Here is a 12992-nt window from a genome sequence, read left to right on the forward strand (position 1 = left end):
AATCTAGAGAAATTTAACTGTCAACCATTTGATTTAAGCGAATACTGGCTCCTTGTACAAGGCTAATTTCTCTAATGAGGATTTATCTACATCTGCGTGAAGACTATTGCCGTGAGAGTCCATTGTAACAACAGCTGTGAAGTTTTCTACACGTAAATGCCACATTGCTTCAGGAATTCCAAATTCCATCAGATCAACACCTTCTACGTCTTTAATACAGTCTGCGTAGTATTGAGCCGCACCGCCGATTGCGTTTAAATAAACACCACCATGCTCATGAAGGGCTGCTAGTGTTTTTGGTCCCATTCCACCTTTACCTATAACTGCGCGTATACCAAACTTTTTCATAATGTCACCTTGATATGGCTCCTCGCGAATAGAGGTGGTAGGGCCTGCAGCACGGACATGCCATTTTCCAGCCTCGTCCTTCTGCATAACTGGACCACAATGATAAATAATATGGCCATCTAAATCAACTGGAGCATCGTGGCTCATTAAATGATGGTGGATAGCATCACGCCCTGTGTACATACGTCCAGTGATAGAAACAACATCGCCTACTTGAAGTGAGCGAATTTGTTCTTCTGTAATAGGAGCAGAAAGCTCGACAACTCTTTTTGGTGTTTCATTTTGAGCTTCATCTTTAAACTCAATTTTTTCACCATCTTGGTAATGCCATTCTGTAATATCTCCAGTAGAAGGATCAATATTTATGGCCATACGGCGATAAGCCCAGCAATTGTATGCTACTGATACATAGAAGCTTGCAGGAATACGGTGCATGACACCAATCTTACAACCTAGTAGAGTTGCCTCCCCACCAAAGCCCATTGTTCCAATTCCTAACGTGTTCGCTTTTTCTACGATATAAGCTTCTAGTTTTGCTAAATCTTCATTTGGATTTATATCATCTACAGAGCGGAATAACTGCTCCTTTGCTAAATCGTATCCTGAAGAACGATCTCCACCAATTCCGACGCCTATAAAGCCTGCTGAGCAGCCTTGACCTTGAGCTTGATACACTGAATGCAGAATACATTTACGTATACCATCCAAGTCTCTCCCTGCACGACCAAGCCCCTCTAATTCAGTAGGTAGGCTATATTGTATGTTTTTGTTTTCACATCCGCCACCCTTAAGGATCAGCTTCATTTCTATGTAATCTTTTTCCCATTGTTCAAACTTAACTACTGGAACACCTTCTCCTAAGTTATCTCCACTGTTTTTTCCAGTTATAGAGTCTACAGAGTTAGGACGTAGCTTAGCGTCTTTTGTAGCAGCAACAATAGCTCGTTTAATAGCTTCCTTAATTTCTAGTTGGTTCACCCCAACTGGAGTTTTTACCTTGAAGGTAGGTAGTCCAGTGTCCTGGCAAATTGGAGAAATATTTTCATCTGCCATTTGAATATTATTTGTAATGGTATCTAAGCTCATTGCAGCGCGAGTGCCTTCATTTTCAGCAGCCTTTGCTTTTTGAATGGCTCTTCTTACATCCTTAGGTAAGTTGGTAGAAGTCTCGGTAATCAGTTCATAGATACTTTTCTCTAATTGTCTCATTTGCATTTAGTTATGCCCCTTTAAATGTAGTTACAAACATTAACAAGTATACTATTTTACAAGAATGAAAAAAAGAGCAGTATAAAAGGCATCAGGAATATAATTTTCCGATGCCTTTAAATACTACTCCTTAGAGTCTTTAAATTGTTCCATTTTTAGTTCTAAGTCATCCATCATTTGAATAAGTCTGTCTATATCTTCTAAATTAGTCGTCTCAGGTTCAATAGAATCAAGTACTTCTAAAAACATTTGAAGTCGGTCTTTTAAATAAGATACTTGTTGTTCTGAATTTGATATTTGTTTGCCCACAGAAAAACACCTCACTTTATAAGATAAGAATATAACAAGATGAACTTAAAAGATAGGTAAAAAGAGTTATTTTATAAATTAGTGTATTTAAAATATTTACACTATTCAGTTTATATGATAAAGTAACATTAAGTTATACGAAAGGAGGCCGTAGTGAAGAGTCGAAAACCAATTAACCATTTGAAGGAGGCGGTTCAGACATTTCACCGGCAAAATAGCCGCAAATGCAGTTATGAATACTCACAAGGATATAAGTAATATATAAAGGCTCAGTCAATCTTAAACGATATTGACTGGGCCTTTTGTTGTTTATAGAAAAGCTAAATTTTGTTATGATAACCTGTATGAAAATTAAATAGTGAAGAGGTTATCTTATGCAACAATTTACAGCTACAGAGAGCAGACGATTTAAGATTTTAGTTATTATTGTTTCAATTTCAGGTTTTTCTCAAGGAATGCTTTTACCACTAATCTCTGTAATTTTTGAGCAGGATGGGGTAAGCGCTACATTAAATGGGTTAAGTGCTACAGGTTTATACATAGGTACTTTATTAATATCACCTTTCATTGAGCTTCCCTTACGGAAATACGGATATAAGCCGATGATTGTAGTCGGTGGTCTTATAGTTATCGTTTCACTTCTACTTTTTCCTTTATGGAAAAGTGTTGCATTTTGGTTTGTCCTTCGGCTGTTAATAGGAATTGGTGATCATGCTCTTCATTTTTCTACTCAAACATGGATAACAAGTTTTTCTCCTCAGCATCGTTTGGGAAGAAATATAGCCATCTATGGATTATCTTTTGGAGTTGGCTTTGCAGTTGGTCCTTTGTTCGTTCAATTGGTAGAAATTTTTGAAGGACTTCCTTTTATCGTTTCTGGACTTTTATGTTTGTGTGCATGGGTATTGGTGTTTTTTATAAAGAATGAGAAGCCCGAAGCCTTTTCCTCTTCAAACTCCGCAAATGGAACTTGGAAACGATTTGGTGCAGCCTTTGGAGTAGCATGGATAGCTTTTATCCCTCCGTTTAGCTATGGCTTTTTAGAATCATCTTTAAATGCGATCTATCCTGTATATGCGTTACGAAATTCGATAGAAATTAGTGATCTATCGTATATTCTAGCTGCATTTTCTATTGGTGGTGTAGTCTCTCAATTACCGCTTGGTATGCTGAGTGACCGCCTAGGAAGAAGACAGGTGCTATATAGTATGCTTGGATTGGGTGCTATCACATTCGGATTAGCTAGCTTTTTTGAGGCTTCTGCTATAATTGTAGGTACATTTTTCTTCATAGCAGGAACTTTTGTAGGTTCTACATTTTCTCTTGGAATTGCTTATATGACCGACCTCACACCAAAAGAGCTTTTACCAACCGGTAATTTAATTTGTGGTATATTTTTTAGCTTAGGAAGTCTATCAGGTCCTTTCTTTGGTGGGTTGTTCATTCAATTATTTGAGGGAGTCAGCTTTTTGTTACTTATTTCGCTACTATTAGGCGTAATGGCTATCATAATATTTTTTACTAAAACTAATCGTTCCAATACAGTATAACCAATTTTAAAAAATGGATTCAGACCACCAAAGTTCACGGAGCTATGGTGGTCTAATTTTATTTATTATTCTAACTTCTCTCAATTCTATTGACATTCAAGTTTCATTTATTATAATTGTAAAGCTTCATTTACATTTGATTTTTAAAGAAAAGGAGAACAATTTATGTGGTTTATATTTGCTCTAGTAACTGCCCTTGCATGGGGAGGAGCAGACTTATTTTATAAAAAGGGAACAGACCCTAAGGATAAATTTAGTCATCTTAAAATAGTTGTAATGGTAGGCTTGGTTATGGGAATCCACGGAACATTTTATATGCTCTTAAAGGGTATTCAATTTGATCCAATGGATATGTTGTTATACTTACCTGTGTCGGCCCTTTACATATTGTCAATGGCTATTGGTTATATAGGGTTGAGATATTTAGAATTATCAATAGCATCGCCTGTTCAAAACTCATCAGGAGCTATTACAACCATTCTATTATTTATCTTCTTTACGCATTCGTTAAGTGCATTAGAAATAATTTCAATTATTATCATTACTCTAGGAGTAATTGGACTTGCCGTCTTTGAAAAACAAATGGAAAAACAAGTGCTTCAAGCAAACCCTAAGACGATAGATACGAAATACAAGATTGGTTTTATGGCTATTATTTTCCCAATTTTATATGCCTTGATTGATGGGCTAGGTACTTTTGCGGATGCTGTGTATTTAGATGAGCTTAGTCTAATAGGAGAGGATGCAGCTCTACTTGCTTATGAGTTTACATTCTTTATTTGTGCTGTAGTTGCTTTTGTTTACCTAAAAGCTATTAAGAAGGTTCCTTTTAATATATTTAAAGAGCGAGATAAAACAAGCGCTGCCATTTTAGAAACAATAGGTCAATTCTTTTATGTATTTGCTATGTCTTCAAATGCAATTATTGCAGCACCAATCATTGCTTCATATAGTATTTTTTCAGTACTACTCTCCAGAATCTTTTTGAAAGAGAAGCTCACGAAAAAGCAATATGCTGTAATAATTATCGTTATTCTTGGAATTGCACTATTAGGAATTGCAGATGAACTATAAAAGATGCTAGGACAAGACCAAAAAAACACTATTTTTCTCATCGAGAAAATAGTGTTTTTTGCATAAAGAAAATTGATTTCTGTTTCGGGTACGCTTTCCGGGAGAACGGCTCGAGCCTGTAGTCTCTCACTCGTGCTGTTCCCCCAGGAGTCGCCCCTTCACTGCAATCAATTGAAAGATTATCAGATGCTTACTAGGGATAAAAGCTACTTGTTTTTGAAAATTACATTTATGTCCCAGCCTCGTTAGTTTGTATTAAGGTTTCAAAACAAATTTAATGCTTTCTTCTTCATGGTCATGGAATATTTTATATGCTTCACTAGCCTGCTCAAGTGGAACGCTATGTGTAATGATTTGTGTAGGGTCAACGTCACCTTTTGTAATCATTTCATATATCTTTGGCATATAGTGTACTACAGGCGCTTGTCCTGTTTTAATATTAATATTTCGCTCGAAAATATTTCCAAGAGGGAACATATTGTAATTCGATCCATACACACCGGTTAATTGAATTGTACCAAATTTACGTACAGCATCAATTCCAATGTCAAGGGCACTTAAAGTACCACCTTGGAGTTTTAGTTTTTGCCCAACTTTTTCTAATGTAGACATTTTACCATCCATACCTACACAGTCGATTACAACATCTACGCCACCATTTGTGATTTCTCGAATATATTTTCCCATGTGATCATACTCTTCAAAGTTATACGCTTCAACTTTATTCATCTTTACAGCATGATTCAAACGATATGGTAAATGATCGACAGCTATAACACGCTTAGCACCTTTCATCCAAGCAAACTTCTGTACCATTAATCCGATAGGTCCTGATCCTAAAACAGCGACCGTATCGCCTTCTTTCATACCTGAATGCTCTACGCTCCAGTAAGCTGTAGGTAGAACATCTGAGAGAAATAATAATGATTCATCCTCTAGCTCACAAGACTCAGGTATTTTAAATGGTAAATAATTTCCGTATGGTACACGTAAATACTCTGCTTGACCTCCAGGATAGTCACCGTATCGTTCTGTAAATCCAAAGTATGCTCCGGAATCTATTGCCGGATTTTCATTGGAATTGTCACACTGACTTTCCATTTCATTTTGGCAATAAAAACATTCACCACAGGAAATGTTAAAAGGAATCACAACGCGGTCACCCTTTTTAACTTTTGTAACAGAGGGGCCAACTTCTTCAACTATTCCCATTGGTTCGTGACCAATTACATAATCCTTACGAGCTGGCACTGCACCTCTGTAAATATGTAAATCGGACCCGCAAATAGCTGTAGTAGTAATACGCACGACAATATCATCGCTTTTTTCAATTTTTGCGTCTGGTACTTCTTTTACTTGAACATCTTTTGCACCTTGATAAGTAACAGCCTTCAAATGATCTCCTCCTATTAATAAGTACTTTTTCTATAATAATTATTACCCTAAGTAAGGTAAAAAAAACTTTTTTTTGAAAGAATCAGTCTTTTATTATTTTGTTAAGAGTATCTTCTTTTCCATTCTCATTATTAGGTAAAATGGATAACTCACCGTTTGGCTCCAATACGACAGCACGAACTTCTTCCATAGATAAATTACTTTCTAAACGAACAGCTTGAATAATTTCATCTTTACGAATTCGTTCCTTCTCCATCGTTTTATCAGAAAAATTACCATTGTAAAAGAGTAATGCTGGATCGCTAGTAACTACATCATCAAATGTATTACTTTTCTTACTACTAAAAGAAAAAATCCATTGTAGAGCTATTAATACGAATAAGGCGGCAATTCCATCAAAAATAGAAATTTTATTATCAAGCATTATAGTAGCCAATACGGAACCTATAGAAACAGTAATAACAAGGTCGAAAGCATTTAGCTGAGCGAGTGACCGTTTACCAGCTACCCTTAATAAGATAATCAAGAAAATATAAGCCATTATCCCTAACAAGAATATTCGTCCAATTTCCATCCAGTTTAAATCAAACAATTATTAGCCTCCTAAAAATGTTTATTTTTCTTTACCACCATCTATATAAATAAAACATGAAGAATGCTAACAACTTAAAGAATAGGAGTGGATTCATGAAAAAATTATATATGTTTTCGTTAATTTTAATACTTTCCTGTATATTAGCGGCATGTAGTCAGAAAGAGAATAGTAAAACAACTGAAACTGATATAGCGGAGGAAGTAAATGAGGAACAAGACCACGATCACGATGATCACGAGGGACATGACCACGAAGAAGATAGTGTTGAATTAGATTATAAAAAATTAGATGAAGCAATTGCAAAAGTCCTAAACGAGATTCCGAGCTTCTCAGTTCAAAGTGAAATAGAGAGAGGTACAAATGAAGATCTTGCTAACTATTTTAATGCTGATAAAATGGAGTTTCGCTTAAAGGTAGAGCGTGTTATAGGCAATCAGGAGTATAATAGTGAAGAACTAAAGGCATATGCCGAATACTATGTGGAAGAGAACTTATTAGCAATTGATATCGCTAAGAAAAAGTATAATATTGAAGTTACTAAATCAGAGGTAACAAGTTTTATAGATGATAATGTAAAAGCTGTAGTGCCAGAAGAGAAGAAGCTATATGCAAATAGTATAGGGGTCACTTTAGAGGAACTAGACAACATTTTTGATAGGGACATCTATATAATGGACGTGCTATGGTCTAAGCTTACTCCCATACTAATGGAAAAGCATCCCCAGGCTGTTGGGGAAAGCGAAGTAGAATATATGAATAGACTCACGAATGACTTCTATGATGTATAAGAGAATACTAATTGAGTCAATTTCGCAATTACTGGAGTTTTATATGAATAAGTAGAATTGATTTCCGCTCTGGCGGACGCTTCTTCGCGGGGAGGGGGGAGCGATAAGCCATCACCCATAGCTTATGCGCTTGTTGTGATGGCTTAGCTGTTTCACTCAACCCCTAAAACTCACTGAAAACGCGACAATCCAAACAGAGAGAATATATAAATGAATTTACTCAGTTGAATAATCGCACCCGACGGCAGAAATGGTAATGGGGTAAGTCTATCTCTTTTAGTAGGTTAATAATTCTTCTTTTGAAACAATACGCCACTCATTTGCTACAAGTTTGTCTATATAGTCATTGATACAAATTTCCTCTAAATCACTTGCAAGTGGATGTAGAGATACATAGCATTCATTTGTCTCATAATTTATAGTAACTTTCACAACCTCATATCCATTATGAAATCTTGCGTCAAATCCGGGGTCATCAATTATATCTCCTTTAACAGGACGAATCGCTGATTCAAATGTTTTCATTACCATTTGAGTCCTATTATTTTCTATTTGTTCTTTCGAAGATGTTAGTAAAATGAGCATTTTGATTTTCATTGTTTGTCTCCCTTAAATCAATGAGTTTATTATTTATAGTTTGTATCATGTCACCAAAAAGTTCCTTCACAGAAAATCAACCATAGCCTTTTCAAATAAAACTACGCTCGCTAACCTATTTTTCGTAAGCTTTTTTAGAGGATAAATAATTCTATAGCGCTTCATCTTTTTCCAACTTCATAGAAGGATGACAGTGACAGTCAATTGTATGGTCATTGATCATTCCAACTGCCTGCATATACGAATAACAGACTTTACTTCCTACAAATACAAAGCCATCCTTTTTAAGACGCTTACTCATTGTATCGCTTAGCTCATTAAAGATGGGGACTTCATTTATGGAAGTCCAATGATTGAGGATAGGGGTTCCATTTACAAAGCTCCAAATGTAATTAGAAAAAGATCCATGTTCTTTTTGAATTCGGAGAAAAGCATGTGCATTTGTCAACACACTAAGTATTTTTAAACGATTTCGGACGATCCCGCTGTCTTCTCGGAGAGATTGAATTTTATCCTCAGTGTATTGAATGATTTTATGAGCATCAAAGTGATCAAATGCTCGACGATAATTATCTCGTTTCTGTAGAATTGTCCACCAACTCAAACCAGCTTGAGCTCCTTCTAAGCATAACATCTCAAATAATAGCCTATCCTCATAAATAGGAACGCCCCATTCATTGTCATGATAGTCTAAGTATAAAGGATCTTTTCCAACCACCCACGCACATCTAGTAACCAAAGTCATCAACCTTTCTAAAAGGGAACGTATATTCTATTTTTATTGTAAGGTAAATTCAGAAAAAAAGCAATATATATATAGTCTAAAGTGTATATGAAAGAAGCCTTTTGAAAAAGCTTTGTTAAAGTTAATGGTTGATTTTGATTGAAGAATTCTTTTTTATGTGACTATAAACATTACAAAAGTGATGATTCAAATGACTATTAAGAACATAAGTAGGTTAAGAATTAGGGGTAGTGACAGTTTTTGGCTTAGTTTAGGAGAGTAATTTTATAAGCACTAAGCCCAACCCTATAACATAGCCTTTGAAAAAGAGAAAATTAGTTTTACTTGAGAAAAAGAGCTTCGAAAATTCTACTGTTCGTAGTATTTTCGAAGCTCTTGTTATTCCATATTATCGATCTTTATCTTCATCGCCCCAGCACTCTACTTCTCCAATGTCAAGAACATTCTTCTTGTAGAATACAGGATCTAAACCTTTTTTACGTTGTGATACATAATCATTAATAACACGTTTAGCAATCTTCCAAAGCATTAAAATAGCTAACAGGTTAATGATTGCCATTACAGCCATAAAGAGATCCGCTAAGTCCCAAACTAACTGAACTTTTGCAACAGAACCAAACATAACGAAAGCCACTACTAGCACACGGAAAATAAGCAGCATAGTTTTAGATTCCTTGATAAAACCGATGTTCGTTTCCCCGTAGTAGTAATTCCCTATTACTGAGCTGAAGGCAAACATGAATATAGCTATAGCTAAAAATGTACTTGCCCAGCCACCTAAATTATCAACTAAAGAAACTTGTGTCAGGTTGACCGAAGCAGCTTCTGAATGAAGGTAAGCATCGCTCATTAAAACAATAGCAGCGGTTGATGTACAAACAATGATTGTATCAATAAATACACCGAGTGTTTGAATAAGCCCTTGTTTTACAGGGTGAGTTACCGACGCAGTAGCAGCTGCGTTTGGCGCAGAACCCATACCAGCTTCATTTGAAAATAACCCTCGTTTAATTCCATTCATGATAGCAGCTCCGACCATACCAGCAAAAGCCTCTTCGAAGCCAAAAGCAGATTTGAATATAAGGATGAATACATTTGGTAGCTCACTAATATTCAAAAATACTACAAGGAGAGCAACTGCAATATATGCTATTGCCATAACTGGTACTAAAATTTGCGTAACGCTAACTATACGTTTAAGACCACCAAAAACTATGACAGCAGTAATTATAGATAAAATAACGCCAACTACTACTCGGCTTGATCCGAAGCTTTCTTCGAATGCAATAGTAATTGTATTAGCTTGGACCGCGTTAAACACAAACCCATAGGTAAGGGAAATAACAACTGCAAAAAGAATTCCCATCCACCGCTTGTTTAAGCCTTTTTCCATGTAATAGGCTGGACCACCGCGATACATTCTACCATCTTTAACTTTATATACTTGGGCTAAAGTGCTTTCAATTAAAGAAGATGCTCCGCCGATAATAGCAATCATCCACATCCAAAAAATAGCTCCAGGACCACCAAGTGCAATAGCGGTTGCAACCCCAGCAATGTTACCAGTCCCTATGCGAGAGGCAGCGGATATCGTAAATGCCTGAAAGGAGGAAACTCCTTTTTTTCCTGTACTATCGATCGTGGCTTTTTCCGAAACAACACGGAACATTTCTGGTATTAATCTAATCTGAATAAATCTAGTTTTTATTGTAAAAAACAATCCCACTCCTACTAAGAGTACGATCAGGATGTAGGAATATAAAGCATTATTCACATCCTGTAACATACTTTCAAACAAATCCATTATTAATTCCTCCTAAAAATCGGTAACGCTTATTATGTAATCTTCATATATAGATTGCTTTTATTACGCTATTCTATAACACGTCACAAGAATAAAGTGATATGTGCTGGATAAATAAATAGAGCTGGTTTATAAAAACCAACTCTTTATTTACTAACTGAAATATTACAATTACTAATAATTTTATAACAAAAAAATCAAAGAGAAAAGTGTAAATATATTATATGTGCAGGAGATAAAAAAAATATGGATAAAAAGATAGCTCTTTTTATCCATAAATTAGTTAAAGAGGAGATAGCTCTGCTCTTTCCTTATCTGTAAATACACGAGAGTGAATATGAAATGAAATTCCTTCTGTACTTTCAAGAGAAAAGGCAGCTCCCATGCCATCCACAACATCTAATATTAGCTGTGTATGCTGCCAATAAGTATAGTGGGACTGATGCATATAATATGGTGCATTTCCAACAGTACCAAGAAGCAAGTCACGACTTCCTATATAGAAGTCGCCTTGCTTATAGCACATTGGAGCAGAACCATCGCAGCAGCCAGCAGACTGTACGAACATAATTGCCCCATGTTTTGCCTCAAGCTCTTGAATTAGATCAAGAGCTTTATCCGTTGCTACGATGCGTTCTACCATTCTGTCATCTCATTTCTAACTTCTTAGAAGAAGCCCATTGCAGATTTATTGTAGCTTACTAACATACATTTTGTTTGTTGGTAATGCTCAAGCATCATTAAGTGGTTTTCGCGACCGATACCTGATTGTTTGTAACCGCCAAATGCAGCATGTGCTGGGTATTGGTGGTATGTGTTTGTCCAAACACGACCTGCTTGGATTGCACGACCTGCACGGTAAGCAGTGTCAATGTTACGAGACCAAACACCAGCTCCTAAACCAAACTCAGAATCGTTAGCAATTTCCATTGCTTCGTCAAAGTCTTTGAATGTTGTAACAGAAAGTACTGGTCCAAAGATTTCTTCTTGGAAAATACGCATTTTGTTGTCGCCTTTAAATACTGTAGGAGCAATATAGTAACCGCCTTCGTGGTCACCTTCTAATTTGTTTTGAGTTCCACCAATTAACAATTCAGCGCCTTCTTCTTTACCTATTTCGATATAAGAAAGAATTTTTTGTAATTGTTGGTTAGAAGCTTGAGCACCCATCATAACTTCTGTATCAAGTGGGTTACCAATTTTAATTGCTTTAATGCGTTCTAATGCACGCTCCATGAATTTTTCATAGATTGATTCTTGAACAAGTGCACGAGATGGACAAGTACAAATTTCACCTGAGTTAAGTGCGAATAATACTAAACCTTCGATTGCTTTGTCTAAGTACTCATCATCTGCATCCATAACGTCCTCGAAGAATACGTTAGGTGATTTACCACCAAGCTCTAATGTTACAGGGATAATATTTTCAGTTGCATATTGCATGATCAAACGACCAACACCAGTAGAACCAGTGAATGCTACTTTTTGAATACGTGGGTTAGTTGCAAGTGGTTTCCCAACTTCTGCACCGAAACCGTTTACAACGTTTAAAACGCCTTTTGGTAAAATATCTTGAATAAGCTCTAAAAGAACCATTAATGAAGCAGGTGTTTGTTCAGCAGGCTTCATAACGATTGTATTACCAGCAGCTAAAGCTGGAGCGATTTTCCAAACAGCCATTAATAATGGGAAGTTCCAAGGAATAATTTGTCCAACTACACCGATTGGCTCGTGGAAGTGGTATGCTACAGTATCGTTATCGATCTGGCTGATTCTACCTTCTTGAGCACGGATAGCTCCTGCAAAGTAACGGAAGTGGTCAATTGCTAGTGGGATGTCAGCATTCAATGTTTCACGAACTGCTTTACCATTGTCCCAAGTTTCAGCAACTGCAATTTTTTCTAGGTTTTGTTCCATGCGATCTGCAATTTTGTTTAAAATAATTGCGCGATAAGCTACAGATGTTTGAGCCCAAGCGCCTTTAGCAGCATGAGCAGCATCTAATGCAAGCTCAATGTCAGCTTCAGTAGAGCGAGCTGCTTGAGTAAACACTTTACCTGTAAGTGGAGAAACTACATCAAAGTACTCTCCATTAACTGGAGCTACCCATTCTCCACCGATAAAGTTATCATAACGTTCTTTAAAATCAACTACTGCACCAGCAGTATTAGGATTAGCATAAATCATATATCTTACCCCCAAATTTTTATAGTGCGATTTGCTAGACGTCAGACGACGTTGTAGCAATAATCAAATCATGCACCAATTAAAAAAAGAATGCAAGATGAATTTTCAATTTTTATTCACATTTTAAAATAAAAGTTTCTTTTTAATATTGAAAATATACAATTGGTTTTATTACTACAAATTGCCATAAGTAGTTGGTCTATAACAAGATTAAGCTAATAAGATAAGGGAGGGTATATGTGTTTTATAACAGTTGAAAAATGAATATACATGTATATTTATACAGATAAATTAATTCCTAATGCTGTTTCTAATGAGCCTACGAATCATTCCATAAGGAATAAAGTAGGTTTTTTTCCCCTAGTCGAGCGTTCGCCCATTTCATGAGATC

12 protein-coding genes are annotated in these 12992 nt (G+C 36.1%); 3 read left to right on the forward strand and 9 right to left on the reverse strand.

Annotated elements, in window-relative coordinates:
- Positions 1-33: 33 nt before the first annotated feature.
- The gene (locus tag Q0371_RS10740; RefSeq protein ID WP_298470990.1) at positions 34-1563 is read right to left on the reverse strand and encodes a fumarate hydratase; all 1530 of its coding nucleotides are present in this window, start codon (positions 1561-1563) and stop codon (positions 34-36) included.
- Positions 1564-1680: 117 nt separating this feature from the next.
- Positions 1681-1866: an SE1561 family protein gene (locus Q0371_RS10745; RefSeq protein WP_169360745.1), complete on the reverse strand. Its 186-nt coding sequence runs from the start codon at positions 1864-1866 to the stop codon at positions 1681-1683.
- A 374-nt stretch (positions 1867-2240) separates the two neighbouring features.
- Between Q0371_RS10745 and Q0371_RS10750 the strand changes: the two genes are divergently transcribed.
- Complete coding sequence (locus tag Q0371_RS10750) at positions 2241-3416, forward strand: MFS transporter (protein ID WP_169360780.1); 1176 nt, start codon at positions 2241-2243, stop codon at positions 3414-3416.
- 165 nt (positions 3417-3581) lie between these two features.
- On the forward strand, positions 3582-4490 hold the full coding sequence (locus Q0371_RS10755; RefSeq protein WP_298470992.1) for an EamA family transporter: 909 nt from the start codon (positions 3582-3584) through the stop codon (positions 4488-4490).
- 255 nt (positions 4491-4745) lie between these two features.
- On the opposite strand, the gene Q0371_RS10760 is transcribed toward Q0371_RS10755, so the two are convergent.
- Together Q0371_RS10760 and Q0371_RS10765 are read right to left on the reverse strand one after the other, a co-directional pair.
- On the reverse strand, positions 4746-5885 hold the full coding sequence (locus Q0371_RS10760) for a zinc-dependent alcohol dehydrogenase (RefSeq protein ID WP_298470994.1): 1140 nt from the start codon (positions 5883-5885) through the stop codon (positions 4746-4748).
- A gap of 82 nt (positions 5886-5967) precedes the next feature.
- Positions 5968-6477, reverse strand: a complete 510-nt coding sequence (locus Q0371_RS10765) for a YetF domain-containing protein (protein ID WP_298470996.1) — start codon at positions 6475-6477, stop codon at positions 5968-5970.
- A gap of 95 nt (positions 6478-6572) precedes the next feature.
- On the opposite strand from Q0371_RS10765, the gene Q0371_RS10770 reads away from it, so the two are divergent.
- Positions 6573-7268 (forward strand): hypothetical protein, encoded by a 696-nt coding sequence (locus tag Q0371_RS10770; RefSeq protein WP_298470998.1) that lies wholly within the window; start codon positions 6573-6575, stop codon positions 7266-7268.
- A 276-nt stretch (positions 7269-7544) separates the two neighbouring features.
- Here Q0371_RS10770 and Q0371_RS10775 read toward each other — a convergent pair whose 3' ends face one another.
- The 5 genes from Q0371_RS10775 to Q0371_RS10795 all read right to left on the reverse strand — a co-directional run bounded on the left by Q0371_RS10775 (position 7545) and on the right by Q0371_RS10795 (position 12601).
- On the reverse strand, positions 7545-7865 hold the full coding sequence (locus Q0371_RS10775; protein WP_298471000.1) for a hypothetical protein: 321 nt from the start codon (positions 7863-7865) through the stop codon (positions 7545-7547).
- A 151-nt stretch (positions 7866-8016) separates the two neighbouring features.
- Positions 8017-8604 (reverse strand): DNA-3-methyladenine glycosylase I, encoded by a 588-nt coding sequence (locus Q0371_RS10780; RefSeq protein WP_298471001.1) that lies wholly within the window; start codon positions 8602-8604, stop codon positions 8017-8019.
- A 394-nt stretch (positions 8605-8998) separates the two neighbouring features.
- The gene (locus Q0371_RS10785; protein ID WP_298471003.1) at positions 8999-10414 is read right to left on the reverse strand and encodes an alanine/glycine:cation symporter family protein; all 1416 of its coding nucleotides are present in this window, start codon (positions 10412-10414) and stop codon (positions 8999-9001) included.
- Positions 10415-10697: 283 nt separating this feature from the next.
- Positions 10698-11057, reverse strand: coding sequence for a DUF779 domain-containing protein (locus Q0371_RS10790; protein ID WP_169360772.1), 360 nt, complete (start codon positions 11055-11057; stop codon positions 10698-10700).
- 23 nt (positions 11058-11080) lie between these two features.
- Positions 11081-12601 (reverse strand): aldehyde dehydrogenase family protein, encoded by a 1521-nt coding sequence (locus Q0371_RS10795; RefSeq protein ID WP_169360771.1) that lies wholly within the window; start codon positions 12599-12601, stop codon positions 11081-11083.
- Positions 12602-12992: the final 391 nt, after the last annotated feature.

Source organism: uncultured Psychrobacillus sp., assembly GCF_938022135.1.
GTDB lineage: Bacteria > Bacillota > Bacilli > Bacillales_A > Planococcaceae > Psychrobacillus.